A 14,908-nucleotide genomic window follows, 5' to 3' on the forward strand; every position below is an offset into this window, starting at 1 on the left:
TATCCGCCGCAGTTCAAGCTGGACATCCTTTGCAAGGCCGCCAAGTATTTCGCCAGAGAGACGAACCGGTGATCAGCCGCTTCCAGTTCGTTGACGACCACCGGAACACCTACGAAGCGAAGCGGCTCTGCCACGTCCTGCACGTGAACCGGTCCAGTTACTACAAGTGGCTCGCCAGCGCCGAGGCCCGGGCCACCCGGCAGCACAAGGACCGGATCCTGGCCGACTGATCCGCGCAGTCCACGCCGAGTCCGGTGGTACCTACGGCTCCCAGCGCGTGACCGCCGAGCTCCGCGCGAAAGGGCGGCGGGTCAACGAAAGAGGGTCGCCCGAATCACGCGGACGTTCTCCATCACCTGCATCCGCCTGCGCAGACGCGTGCGCACCACCATCCGGGCCCCGGCCACCTCACAGGTTGCGGACCTGTTCCAGCGGGACTTCACCGCCACCGAACCCGGCCGGAAATACATGGGCGACAGCTTCAGCCGCAAGGCCGTCGGCTGGTCCATCGCCGACCACATGCGCACCAGCCTGGTCGCCGACGCACTGCGGATGGCAGCCGCGACCCGCGGCCGCCTGGACGGCGCCGTGTTCCACCCCGACCGCGGAGCCCAATACGGATCCCGGGCCATCGCCGACCTCTGCGACCAACTCGGCGTCACCCGGCCGATGGGCGCGGCCGGCACCAGCGCCGACAACGCGGCCTGCGAAAGCTTCCACGCGTCCCTGAAACGCGAGGCCCTTCAGGGCGCCCACGACTACGGCGACGCTGGCACCTGCCGCAGGACCGTCTTCGCCTGGCTCACCCGCTACAACACCCGCCGCCGGCACTCCACCAATGGCACCAACGCATACAACACCGACACCACACCGCTCAACTCACGCTCGCCGCGTGATCAATAACCGCGTGCCCACCATCACGGGGGAAGACCCCCTCACGCAAAGGTCCTGTCTGAGCAGGGATTGCTCAGGTGGCCGGGTGTACGGAAGCATAAATGTGGCAGGTGCAAAGGGGAGCACGGGCTCCCAGTGGCCGCTGGAAGCCCGTGTACCTTTTCTCTGTGCCCCCCGATGTGACCCTCTACGGACTCCACAACCAGACTTGACCACCAAATCAACCCTGCTGCAACAGTGGCGCGTCGCAGATCAAGGAGCGCGCGATGCTGCTTGCAGCGTCTGCTTAGCCGCCTCAACACATAGGCATCCTGCCCCACACTTGACCATTTGCGGTGCCTGAAACATCTCGGCGGCTTCTAGCCAGGCTGTACGGGGCGCTGGTTCGCCGCGCGTCGTGCCGAATCTATCAGCATGCTTGATGGCCATGCTGTGCTGGAGACCCGTATGGCGCTGGTCACCCTGTTAGGGGTGGGTTGGGGTTGCACAGGGTGCCGTTGCGGAGCGTCGACTCAGCTGCCTGGTGAGAGATTTGTTTGAGCTTGACTATTTTTTCGAGCAATCTTCGGCGTAAGCCGAAGGGTAAGCCATATTGCCTGTGGTCTGCTATGGCCGTGAATGAGCGACAGAAGTGACATACATCGTGGGCGCTCTCTACGAGCCTGATGTACGGAGCGGGTAAGGGAATTAAGGATGACTCGAAGAGGCAGAAAACACGCCAAAAGAGGAATGTTAAGATGGTTTGTGATGTTTTATCGGCAGATTGTCGCCGAACTGAGCAAGGTAGTCTGGCCCAAGCGCAGCCAACTCATGGCCTACACGTCCGTAGTGGTCGTCTTCGTGATGGTCATGATCGCTGCCGTGATCGTTTTCGACTACGGCTTCCGAACGACCGTCACGTACGTCTTCGGCTAACCTCAATGCCAGTGGCTTAGTCACTCCAGCAGCGTTTCGCTATTTGGCCTTGTCAGAGGCGTCGTCGGGAGTGTAGATGGCTGAGGGTGGGCCAGGGGCGGTCTTGGCGGACTGCCCCTCCAACGAGTGCATTGAGAACTGTCTGGGATGCGATCCGGGCAGCCTTCCAATGTGATCGACGACCTCGCGGACGCGGCCTGGAAGGGGGAACTCAACGACCTCTTTCTCCGTATCGGGCACCGCTTCGACCGCGCCAACGCCCGACGCCGAATGCGCGACTATGTCCGGTCCTGCTCGGTCCGGTCGGCCGCAAGAACGGCTGGTAACTGGCCGAATACGCCGGCCACCCCCGACGGCCTCCAACGGTTGCTGAGTGGGGCCACCGGGAATGCCGACGATGTCCGTGATGACCTGGTGACTACTTACTGACCTTGAATGCGTGATGTCGTCATGGTGGCTGGCGCCGGAGGCCGGTGCCGGTGAGGCAGCCGTCGAGGACGTCGTGGCGGTACTGGAGCTGGCGTAGGCCGCGTCGGACGGCAGTGATCAGGTCGTCGGGGTTGGCGAAGGCGCGGTTGGCTGTGGTCGTGCGTCGCAGGACGGACCAGATGCCCTCGACCGGGTTGAGGTCGGGTGCGTAGGGCGGGAGTTGGAAGACCGTGAGCCAGTCGCGGTCGGCGATGTAGCGGCGCATGCCGGCGGTGAGGTGGGTGTTGAGGTTGTCCCAGACCAGCACGATCGGGCCGCCAAGCTGCTGGTGGGCGGTCTGGATCAGGTCGCGGTAGTCCTTCCAGGAGAAGCTTTTGCGCCCATCGGGCCGGGCGTCTGGGCAGGGCCGGTAGATCAGCCGCGAGGGTTCGCCGGTCTTGTAGCAGGCCACGGCGGCCACCGATAAGCGGCGGCGGGAGCGGCCCCGGACGCGGACCACAGGGGTGTGGCCGCGGTGGGACCAGGTGCGGATGATCGGCGGCGTCATCGAGAATCCGGCTTCGTCCTCGAAGACGAGCCAGGCGTCGAGCGCCGCCACGGTCCTTCCACCTGGGGCCAGGTCTCCTTCACCCAGCCGGCCACCACGTTCTCGTCCCGCTCGATCGCCCGCCGGGCGGGAACCTGGCAGCTCCAACCGTGCCGCTTGAGCAGGGCGGCGACCCCTTGCACGGTGTAGCTCTTGTGGAAGCGGCGCCCGATCAGCGTCCTGATCCGCGACAGGGTCCAGGTCTGGTCCGGCCACCCGTGTGCCACCGGCCCCTTGGCCAGCTCACGCTCCAGCACGGCGAACAGTTCGTCATTGAGAAGCGGCAGCGATGCCGGGCCCCTGGAGGCCAGGGCCCGGGGCCCGTTCTGCGACCAGGCTCTGCGCCACCGCTGTACCGACCGGACGCTGACCCGCAGGTCGTGAGCGATGACCGGGTTCTCGTCGCCCTGCCTGAACCGCTCGGCCGCCTCCATCCTCAACTTCTCGCGGAAGGCCCGCCGTTCGTCGGTCAGTCCGCCCCCTTGCGCATACCTCATGCGGTCGGCATACCGCAGGGATCAAGAGGCGTCAGCCGCTACGACACCACCCTTTGAAGGTCAGTAGGTATTGATTACGCGTGAGCGGGCGGCAGCCAGACGTTTCCGGCGAAGAGGTCGCGGCCTTGTTTGCGGGCGGTGGAGGGGGAAGGAGCGCACGAGGAGCCAGCGGTTGGCGCTGTCGGGGGTGCGCCAGCCGCGGAGAGCTTCATCTGGATTTTGATCATGCGGATGTCCTGTTCGGCCTGGTTGTTGGCAGGGCCCCGGCGAGTGCCTGGATCGTCCCGGTCTGGGGTGTTGATCTCGGTGGTGGGCCCCGGAAGCAGGTGAACACGGCACCTGTGGATCATGTAGTTCTCTACGCTGCAAGATCCACGAAGGTGCCGTGTTCGTTTCTCCATCATCCCTTGTCGCTGTCCCCGTGCCTTGTGCGCCCTGCCTGGAAGCCCTCGGCGAGGGTGCCGCCAAGGAGCAAGTGCGCTGCCTGGTCGCCGAGTTCGAGTCGGTCACCGATCCGAGAGGGGCTTGCGGAGTGCGGTACCGGCTCTCCTCGCTGCTGGCCCTGGTGGTCTGCGCGATGACCCCGTCCGGCCACGACTCGATCACCGCGGCGGCGGAGTGGTGCCGACGTGCGGCGCCGGAGGAACTGGCCGCCTTCGGCCTGCCCTACCACCCACTCCTTGGCCGCTACCGGGTGCCGAGCGAGAAAACCCTGCGCAGCGTCCTGGGGCGACTCGATCCCGGTGAGATCGGCGCGGCCGGTTACGACTACCTTCGGCCTCTGCTGTCCGCACAGCCCCGCCGGCCGGAGCCGGTGATGCCCGACGGTGGCACCGAACGTGAACAGCGCCGGGCTCACCGGGCGGCCGCCCGCGCCGAGCCGGTACGGCTCCGGCGGCGGGCGATCGCGGTGGACGGCAAGTGCCTGCGCGGCGCGAGGCGCCCGGACGGCAGCCGCGTCTTCGTCCTGTCCGCCGTCCGTCACGGCGACGGTGTCACTCTCGCCTCCCGCGAGATCGGCGCGAAGACCAACGAAATCCCCGAGTTCGCACCTCTCCTCGACCAGATCGACGACGCGGATCTCACGGGGGTGGTCGTTACCGCCGATGCCCTCCACGCCCAACGCGACCACGCCATCTACCTGCGCGAACGCGGCGCTCACTACCTGCTGACCATCAAGAACAACCAGCGCGGCCAGGCCCGCCAACTCCACGCCCTGCCCTGGAAGGAGATCCCTGTGATCCACCGCGACGACGCCCGGGGCCACGGCCGCCACGAACAACGACTCGTGCAGGTCGTCACCATCGACGGCCTACTCTTCCCCCGCGCGGCCCAGGTCCTGCGGATCCAGCGCCGACGCCGTCTCTACGGGGCGAAAAAATGGTCCAGCGAGACCGTCTACGCCATCACCGACCTGCCCGCCGAGGAAGCGAACGCAGCCGAGATCGCGTCCTGGGCTCGCGGGCACTGGACCGTGGAAAATACCGTCCACTGGTGTCGAGATGTCACTTTCAACGAGGACAAGTCCCAGGTCAGAACCCGCAACGCGCCCGCCGTACTCGCTACCCTCCGCGACCTGATCCGCAGCGCGCTCAAGCTCGCCGGCTACGTCAACACCGCCGCCGGACGACGAGCCCACACCGAGCGCCCCCGCGTCCTCGCCCTCTACGGCATCACATAACCAAACCGGACGATCCAGGCACACGCCGGGGCCCTGTGGTTGTTGGTGAAGGGCAGTCAGGTCGTGCAGGAAGCGCAGGATGTCCTCGCGGCGGCGTGACAGGCGGTCGACGAGCTGCCGGGCGAAGATCTTTTTCGTTTTCGGTGGCGGGTCGGGTTGATGGAGCGTCCGGCCTGGACCGCCCCGTCGAACTGTGTTTCCAGGAAGCGATTTCTTCGCTGGTCAGAGCGTCGCGCTCGGTCTCGCGGGCCGTATGCGCGGCGTCGTTTCCGGCGGTGAGGGCGTCGATGGCGGCCTTCGCTCACTGCTGGCCGGTGGGGTCGGCGTGGTGAACGCCGTCCAGGTCGCGCGGGATGTGCGCGTTGCGCAGCGCGCCGGCGCGGCCGTAGCCGAGGTAGGAGGACCAGGCGTCGGTGACGGTGGTGCCGGTGAAGTGCGGCAGCACTCCGGCATCTGCCATGCCGGCCTTGCCGCGCTTGGCGTGTGCCTTGTACCAGGTCAGACGGGGGGTGCAGGCGACGTGCCCAGTGCAGCGAGGAGCTGACGCGGATGCCGGACTCGTCGAAGTGCGCCACATCCGCCAGCTGCAGCAGCGCCACGACGCGTGCACTGAAGGGGATCAGCCGGGCGGCGGCCCGCAGCAGGGCGGTGTGGACGAAGCCCTCGGAGAGGTTGGCGCCGTGCAGGTCGGCCGCGCCGGCCGCGATCCGCAGACAGGGAACGTGCTGGTGGACGAGTTGATAGACGGCCAGTGCGTGCACGCCGGATCCGTACTGGGCTGGCGCCCCCACACCGTGGGGATCCGCGGCGCGTGTGATGTGCCCGCGGTGGCAGCGGACCTTCAGCATCCGGTGCTCGGTGACGATCAGCCCCGGATCGGGAAGCTCGAAGACCTGCGATACCGAGAACTCGACCGCCTCGGCGTCCTGGGGGCCAGGGTGTCCAGGCAGCCGCCGCACGCGGCAGGGCGATGCTCGATGACGGCATCGGGATCGGCGACCGGCGACCGGCTCCAGATTCGTGCCCTCGGCGTTTTCCGCCTCAAGTTCATCAACGCGCGAGGTTCCTCGTACGACACCTGGCGCTTGGTCAGAGCCACGAACAGACCAACGAGACGGTCAAGCGCAGGTCACACAAGGACCTGAGCAGTCACCAGCTGGCAACGCTAGCCTCGCGCTTTCGCGAGTGGGTCTGTCCGGGTCTTGATCAAAAAAGCGGAGAGTGCTGCTGACCTGCAACGATGGGACTTGTCGAGGGTCCTGTCACTGCAAGGAAAGAAGCACTCTCCAGGTGAAGAAGAGTAGCGGGTCGTACCCGCGCGTCCGTGTCGAGGGCGGCGGCCGCGGGGTGGTCTCGCAGGCCGGGGCGGTGCTGCTGGTCGAGACGGCCCGCAAGTGTGGCCTGGACGGTGCGATAGCGGCGGCACTGGCACCGTGGCGCAAGCCGCGGGCCGTGCACGACCCAGGCAAGATCCTGCTGGATGTGGCGCTGGCCGTCGCGCTCGGCGGCAACTGTCTGGCAGACGTCGGCATGCTGCGGGCCGAGCCGGCTGTGTTCGGCCCGGTGGCCTCCGATCCGACCGTCTCCCGCCTCGTCGACGCGCTCGCCGCCTCCGGCCCGAAGGCTCTTGCGGCAATCCGGGGCGCACGTTCCGAAGTACGCACGCGGGTCTGGGAGTTGGCCGGGACAAGCAGTCCGGCCGCCGACGGCCAAGTGATCGTGGACATCGACGGGGTACTGGTGCTCGCACACTCCGAGAAGCAGGACGCCACCCCGACCTGGAAGAAGACCTTCGGCCATCACCCGCTCGTCGCGTTCGTCGACCACGGCCCAGCCGGATCCGGGGAACCGGTGGCCGCCCTGCTGCGGCCCGGCAACGCGGGCTCCAACACCGCCGCCGACCACATCGAAACCGCCCAACTCGCCCTGGCCCAACTGCCCAAACACCTGCGGCGGGGACGGCAGACACTGATCCGCACCGACTCCGCCGGCGGCACCCACACCTTCCTCGACTGGCTCTCCCGCCGGGGCCGGTGGCTGTCGTATTCCGTCGGAATGACCACCACCGACGCCATCCACCAGGCCGTACTGAAGATCCCGAAGAAGGCATGGACACCCGCCTACGACGCCGACGGCACCGAGCGGCCCGGCGCCTGGGTCGCCGAGATCACCGACATGCCCGACCTGAGTACCTGGCCCACGGGCATGCGGCTGATCGTCCGCAAAGAACGCCCGCACCCCGGCGCCCAGTTGCGCTTCACCGACCTCGACGGCAACCGGCTCACCTGCTTCGCGACCAACACGAAAGGCGGCCAGCTCGCCGACCTCGAACTGCGTCACCGCAGACGGGCACGCTGCGAGGACCGCATCCGAGGCGCCCGTGCCACCGGCCTGCGCAATCTGCCCCTGCACGACACGGCCCAGAACCAGATCTGGCTGGAGATCGTCTCCCTCGCGCTCGACCTCCTCGCCTGGATGCCGATGCTCGCGCTGACCGGCGAGGCCCGCCGCTGGGAACCCAAGAAGCTCCGGCTGCGGCTGTTCTCCGCCGCCGCTCAGCTCGTGAACACCGGCCGTCGCCGCTGGCTCCGCCTGCCCGCCCGATGGCCCTGGACCGCTGTCATCAGCCACGCGATCGTCAGGCTCCACGCCCTGCCGAACCCCGGTTGACCAGCCACATCGCCCGTCCCGACAAACCCGCACCACCACACCGGTGAAGTGGAACCCGGCGCCCATCCGACGCGAGAGCCGGGCCCTCGGCCTGCCCCAGCCCCGAAAAGACCCCACCACACAAACGCAGAGTCCCCGTCAACAAACCGACAAGGACTCATGAACGATCGAGGCTAGGTACCCAGTTGTTCGGCTGAGATACTGACGAAAAGGGCACTGGCTCTGGCAGCTATCTGATTATTCTGCGATGTCAGTGTAACCGTTCCGGTGCACTGCATCTTACGACCAGCCGTCTTTATGCAGTGAGCCGCAATTTTGATGCGGCTGCCGATTGGTATCGGTGCCAGAAAGTCCGTTTCTAGCCGCACAGTGACTGCAAATATATTCATCAGCTTAATTGCCCCCGCGAAGACTTCATCAAAGAGGCAGGCCAGCAACCCGCCATGAATAAACCCCGGAGGACCTTGATGATCAACTGTCACCAGAAACGTTGCGTGCGCCTGCTCTGGGCTGTCGCGGACAACGTTGAGGCCAAGGCCTGTTCCATGAGATGGCCCGCACCCGAAACACAAGGAGTGGTGAACCGCAGATTCAAAATCTTGACACATTTAGATAAATAAGCCGTTCGTATTTATTCGTGAAACTTTCCCTCATTAGTGCATCCCAACGCAAGGCGGTATGCGAGAGCAATAACTGCTTAGCCTCAATACCAGTGACTTAGTGACCTAGCTTCGTCGGGCTTTGGCTGACGGGTTGATCGGGGCGGTGCGCCAGTGCGGGGCGATGGTCATGGCGTCTGCTGGGTCCCGGGTGGGCTGAGGCCAGGTGTAGTGCTCGTCGCGTTTGACGCCGAAGTTGGACATCTTGCGTTTGACCACGCGCGGGTTGGAGCGTCTGCGGCGGGTGGGTAACAGGCGCGCGGTGATCTCGCGGAGTCCGTCGGTGAGGGCGGCGGTCAGACGGTCAGGGGGAAAAGGCCGCCTGCGCGGTGACCTGGCGTCGTGCGAGGCGGATGCTCCGGGTGAAGGAGAGCCTGTCGGGGTCGAGGCCGGCCTGCTCGGCGGCGTCGTGCATCAGGGTGCGGATGGCGTGGTGGACCAGCAGGTGTGCCCAGACCTCCTGCTCGACGCCTTCGGGTGAGCGGGAGCGCAGGACCTGGGCAGGTCCGCGTTGATGGGTCTTCAGCTCGTCCAGCGTGTTCTCGAACTCCCACCGCTGGTGGTAGAGGGCGGCCAGCTCGGTGGCCGGGGCGGCATCGGGATCGAGGACCGTGGTGATCAGCCGGTAAGGGGCGTCCTGCCCGGGATCGTCCAGGGTGTACTCGATCACCCGCACCATTTCCGGGTCGGCACGCTTGCGGTGGTCTCTGGCCGCGACGATCTCTGACAAGTACGAGCCGTCGGGCAGCTCTTCGCGGACCGGCAGCACCTGGTGGGAACGGATGCGCCACAGCAGGTCCGCACCGCCGGCCGAGGCCGCCCGCCACAGCTCCAGGCCGGTGAAGCCGCGGTCGGCCAGCAGCAGATCGTCCTCGCCCAGGTGACCGAACAGCTCGCGGGCCAGCACGAGTTCGGACGTGGTGCATGGGCCGAGAGCCGCCGTGGTGATGGCATGGGTGCCGCACTCGGCCAGCGCGACCACCCGCACCTGCGGATACGCACACCGCTGGGTGCGGTGGGTCTTCGGGCGCCCGAAGTGCGCCACGTTCTCCTGGCTGTCCGGAACGTCGAAGACTGTGCCGTCGATGGCCATCAGCCGCCACCGGCCGTAGAAGGCACCCGGTGTCGATTCCGTGGCCAACGGCCGGGCCACCGAGGCGAACAGGGCCTTCAGCGGTTCTGGACCGAGTTTCGCGCGCGCTCTCGAGATCGCCCCCGTGGTCGGTACCTGCCACGACCCCGACCAGCGCTTCGCCCAGGTCAGCCCATGCGTCAGCAGCCGAGCGACCTCTTCGTAGCCCTGGCCGGAGAACAAGCACATCGCCAGCACGAAGTAGACCACCACGCGCGGCGGCAGCGGCCGGTTACGCTGCCCGGACCTCCCGCACTGGGCCACCACCCGATCCACCAGCTCCGGCTGTCGGCGTACACCTGAACGTGCCCACCCGCGTACGGATGAATGCGGCCAGTTCCTGAGGCGGTGAGGATCGTTGGTCGGCACTCTGCTGCGTAGTCGATGTGCTGCGGCAGGGGGTGGTTGGCGGTGGTCTTGGATCCACGTCGCTGGTCGGAACTACGGCGGTTTCGGGGGTTGTTGGAGTCCGGGGCGATGAGCCTGTCGGAGATCGCCCGGGAGACGGGGCTGGACCGCAAGACGGTCCGCAAGTACCTCGCGGGTCCGGCGACGCCGCCGCGTCGCTCGGCCAGTGGCCAGTTGGTGCCCAGGAAGATCGACGAGTTCGCGCCGCTGGTCGATGCCATGCTGCGGGCCGAGATCCTGATGAAGGCGTCGGTGATCCACGAGCGACTGGCCGCGGAGTACGGGTTCGCCGGCAACTATCAGCGCGTCAAGCTCTAGCCTCGGCATTTCGGTTGGGGCGATGAGGCGTTGCTGAGGGGCGGCTGTCGGGTGACGGACGCGATTTCGGTGCTCGGGCATGGCGGAATCCCGGCGCGGTGGTCGGGTTCTCCAGGGGCCTTCGGGTCGTGGGCCGGCGGGGTGGTTGCCAGTCAGCCGGCTGGACGGGGCAGTGCGGCGAGGCGGTGGAAAGCCGCGACCAGTTCGTTTCTCCATGGCCAGGTCGCCGATATCCGCAAGCGCAGGCGTCGGCCGCCGCGGGTGAGGCGGGCAGCGACGTGCAGCAGCCGGTAGCGGAGCTTCTTCGGCTCGGCGGTGGCCAGTTCCCCGTCCAGCAGCAGGACGCGCGTCCAGGCGAGCAGGTCGATCGCCGCGAGGCTGAGTTCGAGCCAAACGGCGTTGACACCGAAGCCGCGGGAGGGGAAGCGGCCGAAGCCGGTGGTCTTGCCGCACCGGATGTGGTCCTCGACCGTGGCATGCCCGCGGTGACGGACCTCGAGACCATGTCCTGTCCGGGCGGGCGTTCTCCTCGCTCGAGGAGATGGACGCCGCGTTTTCCGCCTGGGTGCCGAGGCGACGGGACCAGATCCACAAGACGCATCGGGAAGTCATCGGGATCCGGGCCGCCCGCGACCACGCGGCCCTCAAACCGCTCCCGCCCACTCCTTACCTGGTGGCCGAGCGTCATCTGCGGCCGGTCGGCAAGGACTGCCTGGTTGCCTTCGGCGGCAACCTCTACTCAGTGCCCGCACGCAAGGTCCGCCCCCGCCAGCTCGTCGAGATCCGGGCGACGAAGTCCCAGGTCATGCTGCACTCGACCGTCCCCGATGCCAGCGGCGAGACCTTGCTGTCCACCCATCCGCGGGCGGTCGGCCGTGGCGTCCGCGTCGTCGAGGAGACGCACTGGGACGGCCTGCCCACTGGCAAGGGGCGTCGCACCACGACCGGTGAGGTGACACCATCACCGCGTCGCGAACCACCTGCTGGCGGTCAAGTCGGCCCGCTGCAGGCCCTGTTGGACCGGGCCGCAGCCACCCGTGTCGAGGTCGGACGGCGGCCGCTGTCGGTCTACGACGAACTGACCGGCACCCGCCCTTCACCACCAACTCCCCGACGAAGGAGTCCTCTTGAGCGAGCTGACCGGCAACCGCATCCGCACCACGGCCGGCAAGCTCGGCCTGCCCCACCTGGCGGAGACCATCAACGAGTACACCCGCCGAGCCGACGAGGCGAAGATGGGCTACCTCGACTTCCTCGACCTGGTCCTTTCCGAAGAGCTCGCCGTCCGCGACGACCGCCGCTTCCGCCAGGGCCTGCGACTGTCCAAGCTGCCACACCACAAGACGCTGGACGAATACGACTTCTCGTTCCAGCCCGAGCTCGACCCACGCAAGGTCAAAGACCTCGCCAGCCTCTCCTTCGTCGACGGCAAGGCGAACGCCGCCCTGCTCGGGCCGCCCGGGGTCGGAAAGACACATATCGCCGTCGCCCTCGCTGTCGCGGCCTGCCGGGCCGGCTACTCGATCTACTTCACCAGCCTCGACGACATGGTGCGCAACCTGAAGGCCGCCGAGTCGGCCGGACGGCTGGTCAACAAACTCGGCACCTATCTGCGGCCGAGCGTTCTCGTGGTCGACGAGGTGGGCTATCAGCCCCTCGAACGCGCCGAGGCGAACCTGGTCTTCCAGGTGATCTCCAAGCGTTACGAGAAGGGCTCGATCATCCTGACCTCGAACAAGACCTTCAGCGAATGGGGCCAGGTCTTCGGCGACGAGGTCTTGGCCACCGCCATCCTCGACCGCCTCCTGCACCACTGCGAAGTGATCGCGATCAACGGTCCAAGCTACCGGCTCAAGAACCGACTCCAGGCCATCGAGCGAGAGACCGAAGTGGCCTGACAGCTGGGGACGTTCGCCCGTACACGGCTGGGGAGAAAAGTCCGTACGCCGACACCGGCGGGAACGACCGCGTCAACAGCCCGACCGCGATGCGATCCGACAACCGCTCGTCCGTCTCCGGATTCACCTGACCCGGCCGTGGCATCCCGGCACCTCCCCGCCACGCACCCTACCAGCCACCACCCTAAGTCACTGGTATTGAGGCTAAGGGCGGTCTTGCGGACCGTTTCGACGAGCAGGACCGCCCTGCCTGGGAGACGACCTGGCGGCCGTCGTCCTGGACACGGACGCGGAAGTAGGACCCGATAGAGTGCTTCACCTGGGAAGTGCCTCCGGCGGCGGCAGGAACAAGGACCTCAACAATCCCCATTCTTGCTGGTCAGGGGCACTTTCTGTTTACCTGACCGCCTGCCGACTACCGATCGGGTGACAGACAAGGGCTCGTAACGGACAAGGCTCCCGGACAGTTGAGCGAGAGATCTCACGTCTCAACTCATTTGTCAGGGAGCCTTGTTGGTTACCTATCCTGCCGCACTCGACCTTCCGCATGCCCTCGTGGAGTGGGTCACGATGCTGATCATCACCCGCGAGGGTGACCGCCGGCGCAAACTGCCGGCCTCTCAGCGGGCCCTCATCACGCTCGTGTACCCACGCAAGCACGACACCCTCGCCCAGATCGCCGCCGGCTTCCGGATCAGCGAGAGCACCGCCCACGCACATGTACACAGCGTGATCACCCACCTGGCCGCCCGCGCACCCTCTCTCACTCACGCGCTGCGGCAAGCCCGCCCTGAGTACATCCTCGTCGACGGCACGCTCGCCGAATGCGACCGCGTGGGCAACAGCCAGGACGACTATTCAGGCAAGCACGGCAAGCACGGCGTGAACATCCAGACGGTCACCGGCCCGGCCGGTGAGCTCGTCTGGTACTCGCCGGCCCTGCCCGGACGGACCGCGGACATCACCGCCGCCCGCACCCACAACATCGCCCCATCTGTGAGCGACTGAAGATCCCCGCCCTCGCGGACAAGGCGTACCAGGGTGCCGGCGGAACGTTCGCCACACCCGTCAAAAGACACCGAAACCGTGAGCTCACCGTCAAAGAGAAGGCCGTCAACCGGGCACACGCCCGACTCCGCTCGCCCGTCGAACGGGCCTTCGCACGACTCAAAGCCTGGCGGATCTTCCGCAAAGCCCGCGTCAGTCCCAACACACTCACGTCAATCGCCAAGGCCGTCCTCACCCTGGAAAAGCAACGCTGAAGAAGCTCACTGGTCAGCACCTTGTCGGGGTGAGTGAGGCCTGGATCCACCCGCACGATAGTCAGTCTGTGGACGGCGAAATGAGAAGAGGTGCCCGCTGACTTGGGGTGATGGGAGTTCCTACGCCCTCGTCAGTCCCACGAAGCGAGTCCAGTCACCAAACCTCGTGCGTGAGCCCTCACTGATAAGCGTCCTCGCTGCAAGATCTGCCGTGGCGAAGGCACGACTCGCCCCGGCCCCCAGTCGGCAGCATGCTGGAAGACGTGACTGGCGCGCCGATCGTCGTCCACCGGCCGTCCCGCACCGGCGGTCGGAGAGTCACCGTGCACAGGCAGGGCCGGGACGAGATTCTTGGCACCGCCTACAGCGACCACGACCTGGTGGTGTTCCTTGAAGCCAAGGGCATCAAGGATCCCGACGGCGTGCTGGACGATCCCAGGTGGGTGGAGTGGCGCGGAGCCAGCCCACACCAATGGAGCGCAGTCTGAGAAGCCGTATTCCCATCGGTCAGGAAGACGGTTCTGGTCGAACAGGGTGCCTGGTTGGGTGATCTTGGCCGGGTGGATGCATGAGAGCAGGGCCCCTTGGTAGCTCGGGGTTGTGACGCCACTCGAGTATCAGAGGCCCTGTTGTTCCAGCCTTGCGTGACGGCCCTCGTTCCTCCAACTCCTGCGTGTCGGTGTGCGATTGCCTCGCTCACCGGTTCGGGAACGCGGCCGACCGGCCCGAGAGGGTACGGCGGTATCCGTCGGACATGACGGATACGGAGTGGGCGGTGGTGCGTGACGCGCTGCCGGTGCCGGCCTGGCTGGAGGGCCGGGGCGGGGCGGGGCGGGGCGGGGCGGGGCGGGGCGGGGCGGGGCGGGGCGGGGCGGGGCGGGGCGGGGCGGGCAGCCGGAACGCTACTGCCACCGGCAGACGCTGGATGCGGTCTTCTACGTCACCGACAACGGGATCAAGTGGCTCTCGGTTCCTGCCGATTTCCCTGCTTGGGACCGCGTGTATGCCTTCTTCCGCAGGTGGAGGGAGAACGACCTGGTCAAGGAGTTGCACGACACAGTTGCGCGGGAAGGTCCGTGAGGCCGAGGGTCGTCAGACCGAGCCGAGCGCGGCGATCATCGACTCGCAGTCGGTGAAGGGCGCCGCCTCGGTGCCGTCCGCCACGCGCGGTTACGACGGCGGGAAGAAGATCAATGGCAGGCGCTGGCACGTCGCCACGGACTGCCTCGGCCTGCTGCTCCTGGTGCTGGTGTGCCGCGGACGCCGACCGGCAGGCCGCCCGCATCATGCTGCCGCCCCCGCTGCGGACGCGGCTCAGGAAGATCAGCCTGGTATGGGCCGACGGCGGCTACACGGGCGTCCTGGTCGACTGGGCGAAGGAGAAACTCCGGCTCAGCCTGCAGACCGTCAAGCGGAGCGACGACGTGAAGGGGTTCGTGGTACTGCCGAGACGGTCGTTGGTGGAATGAACTCCGGGATGGCTGTTGCGCACGAGGCGTCTGGCCCGGGACTACGATAGGCTACCCGCCAGCAGCGAGGCGTTCATCCACTTCTCGGCC

Annotated in this window: 17 protein-coding genes and 6 pseudogenes; 14 read left to right on the forward strand and 9 right to left on the reverse strand. The window is 66.8% G+C overall.

What is annotated here, in order from left to right:
* Nucleotides 1-68: 68 nt before the first annotated feature.
* The 5 genes and pseudogenes from OG985_RS02715 (at nucleotide 69) to OG985_RS02735 (ending at nucleotide 2,238) form a co-directional block, all read left to right on the forward strand.
* Entirely contained in the window at nucleotides 69-230 is a 162-nt protein-coding gene (locus OG985_RS02715) for a hypothetical protein (RefSeq protein ID WP_371666662.1), read from the forward strand.
* Nucleotides 230-277 (forward strand): annotated as a pseudogene (locus OG985_RS02720) (hypothetical protein); the annotation flags it as partial. The gene OG985_RS02715 and the pseudogene OG985_RS02720, both read left to right, overlap by 1 nt.
* A 101-nt stretch (nucleotides 278-378) precedes the next feature.
* On the forward strand, nucleotides 379-903 hold the full coding sequence (locus OG985_RS02725; RefSeq protein ID WP_371666663.1) for a DDE-type integrase/transposase/recombinase: 525 nt from the start codon (nucleotides 379-381) through the stop codon (nucleotides 901-903).
* Between the two features lie 622 nt (nucleotides 904-1,525).
* Nucleotides 1,526-1,809 (forward strand): annotated as a pseudogene (gene secE, locus OG985_RS02730) (preprotein translocase subunit SecE).
* Nucleotides 1,810-1,980: 171 nt separating this feature from the next.
* Nucleotides 1,981-2,238 carry a hypothetical protein gene (locus OG985_RS02735; RefSeq protein WP_371666664.1) on the forward strand — a complete coding sequence of 86 codons (258 nt, stop codon included), beginning with the start codon at nucleotides 1,981-1,983 and terminating at the stop codon, nucleotides 2,236-2,238.
* A 19-nt stretch (nucleotides 2,239-2,257) separates the two neighbouring features.
* Here OG985_RS02735 and OG985_RS02740 read toward each other — a convergent pair whose 3' ends face one another.
* On the reverse strand, nucleotides 2,258-2,785 hold the full coding sequence (locus tag OG985_RS02740) for a transposase (RefSeq protein WP_371674223.1): 528 nt from the start codon (nucleotides 2,783-2,785) through the stop codon (nucleotides 2,258-2,260).
* A complete protein-coding gene (locus OG985_RS02745; protein WP_371666577.1) occupies nucleotides 2,782-3,321 on the reverse strand; it encodes a winged helix-turn-helix domain-containing protein in 540 nt (179 codons plus the stop codon). The genes OG985_RS02740 and OG985_RS02745 overlap by 4 nt, the downstream gene beginning before the upstream one ends.
* 385 nt (nucleotides 3,322-3,706) lie before the next feature.
* Here OG985_RS02745 and OG985_RS02750 point away from each other — a divergent pair, with 385 nt between their 5' ends.
* Nucleotides 3,707-5,002, forward strand: coding sequence for an ISAs1 family transposase (locus OG985_RS02750; RefSeq protein WP_371666665.1), 1,296 nt, complete (start codon nucleotides 3,707-3,709; stop codon nucleotides 5,000-5,002).
* Between the two features lie 301 nt (nucleotides 5,003-5,303).
* On the opposite strand, the gene OG985_RS02755 is transcribed toward OG985_RS02750, so the two are convergent.
* Both OG985_RS02755 and OG985_RS02760 read right to left on the reverse strand, forming a co-directional pair.
* Nucleotides 5,304-5,462, reverse strand: coding sequence for a hypothetical protein (locus OG985_RS02755; RefSeq protein WP_371674713.1), 159 nt, complete (start codon nucleotides 5,460-5,462; stop codon nucleotides 5,304-5,306).
* 139 nt (nucleotides 5,463-5,601) lie between these two features.
* A pseudogene (locus tag OG985_RS02760) lies at nucleotides 5,602-5,850 on the reverse strand (hypothetical protein); the annotation flags it as partial.
* A gap of 442 nt (nucleotides 5,851-6,292) precedes the next feature.
* Here OG985_RS02760 and OG985_RS02765 point away from each other — a divergent pair.
* The gene (locus tag OG985_RS02765) at nucleotides 6,293-7,672 is read left to right on the forward strand and encodes an IS1380 family transposase (RefSeq protein WP_371666514.1); all 1,380 of its coding nucleotides are present in this window, start codon (nucleotides 6,293-6,295) and stop codon (nucleotides 7,670-7,672) included.
* A gap of 173 nt (nucleotides 7,673-7,845) precedes the next feature.
* Here OG985_RS02765 and OG985_RS02770 read toward each other — a convergent pair whose 3' ends face one another.
* From OG985_RS02770 to OG985_RS02780, 3 genes are all read right to left on the reverse strand, one after another.
* Nucleotides 7,846-8,280 (reverse strand): PaaI family thioesterase, encoded by a 435-nt coding sequence (locus tag OG985_RS02770; protein ID WP_371666666.1) that lies wholly within the window; start codon nucleotides 8,278-8,280, stop codon nucleotides 7,846-7,848.
* Between the two features lie 117 nt (nucleotides 8,281-8,397).
* On the reverse strand, nucleotides 8,398-8,550 hold the full coding sequence (locus OG985_RS02775) for a hypothetical protein (RefSeq protein ID WP_371666667.1): 153 nt from the start codon (nucleotides 8,548-8,550) through the stop codon (nucleotides 8,398-8,400).
* Nucleotides 8,551-8,635: 85 nt separating this feature from the next.
* The gene (locus OG985_RS02780; protein WP_371666668.1) at nucleotides 8,636-9,739 is read right to left on the reverse strand and encodes an IS4 family transposase; all 1,104 of its coding nucleotides are present in this window, start codon (nucleotides 9,737-9,739) and stop codon (nucleotides 8,636-8,638) included.
* A gap of 201 nt (nucleotides 9,740-9,940) precedes the next feature.
* Between OG985_RS02780 and OG985_RS02785 the strand changes: the two genes are divergently transcribed.
* Entirely contained in the window at nucleotides 9,941-10,189 is a 249-nt protein-coding gene (locus tag OG985_RS02785) for a hypothetical protein (RefSeq protein WP_371666669.1), read from the forward strand.
* A 152-nt stretch (nucleotides 10,190-10,341) separates the two neighbouring features.
* On the opposite strand, the pseudogene OG985_RS02790 reads toward OG985_RS02785, so the two are convergent.
* A pseudogene (locus OG985_RS02790) lies at nucleotides 10,342-10,722 on the reverse strand (transposase); the annotation flags it as partial.
* 8 nt (nucleotides 10,723-10,730) lie between these two features.
* Here OG985_RS02790 and OG985_RS02795 point away from each other — a divergent pair.
* The 4 genes and pseudogenes from OG985_RS02795 to OG985_RS02810 all read left to right on the forward strand — a co-directional run.
* Nucleotides 10,731-11,021 (forward strand): annotated as a pseudogene (locus tag OG985_RS02795) (IS21 family transposase); the annotation flags it as partial.
* 295 nt (nucleotides 11,022-11,316) lie between these two features.
* Nucleotides 11,317-12,087, forward strand: a complete 771-nt coding sequence (istB, locus tag OG985_RS02800; RefSeq protein ID WP_210582092.1) for an IS21-like element helper ATPase IstB — start codon at nucleotides 11,317-11,319, stop codon at nucleotides 12,085-12,087.
* A gap of 513 nt (nucleotides 12,088-12,600) precedes the next feature.
* Nucleotides 12,601-13,349, forward strand: a pseudogene (locus OG985_RS02805) (transposase family protein).
* Nucleotides 13,350-13,612: 263 nt separating this feature from the next.
* Entirely contained in the window at nucleotides 13,613-13,837 is a 225-nt protein-coding gene (locus OG985_RS02810; protein ID WP_371674233.1) for a hypothetical protein, read from the forward strand.
* Nucleotides 13,838-14,045: 208 nt separating this feature from the next.
* Here the strand turns inward: OG985_RS02810 and OG985_RS02815 are convergent, their stop codons facing one another.
* Nucleotides 14,046-14,261 (reverse strand): hypothetical protein, encoded by a 216-nt coding sequence (locus OG985_RS02815; RefSeq protein WP_371666671.1) that lies wholly within the window; start codon nucleotides 14,259-14,261, stop codon nucleotides 14,046-14,048.
* A 9-nt stretch (nucleotides 14,262-14,270) separates the two neighbouring features.
* Here OG985_RS02815 and OG985_RS02820 point away from each other — a divergent pair, with 9 nt between their 5' ends.
* Nucleotides 14,271-14,429, forward strand: coding sequence for a transposase (locus OG985_RS02820; RefSeq protein ID WP_371674234.1), 159 nt, complete (start codon nucleotides 14,271-14,273; stop codon nucleotides 14,427-14,429).
* Nucleotides 14,430-14,542: 113 nt separating this feature from the next.
* The gene (locus tag OG985_RS02825; protein WP_371666672.1) at nucleotides 14,543-14,818 is read left to right on the forward strand and encodes a hypothetical protein; all 276 of its coding nucleotides are present in this window, start codon (nucleotides 14,543-14,545) and stop codon (nucleotides 14,816-14,818) included.
* The last annotated feature ends 90 nt before the right edge of the window (nucleotides 14,819-14,908 follow it).

It is taken from the genome of Streptomyces sp. NBC_00289, from assembly GCF_041435115.1.
GTDB lineage: Bacteria > Actinomycetota > Actinomycetes > Streptomycetales > Streptomycetaceae > Streptomyces.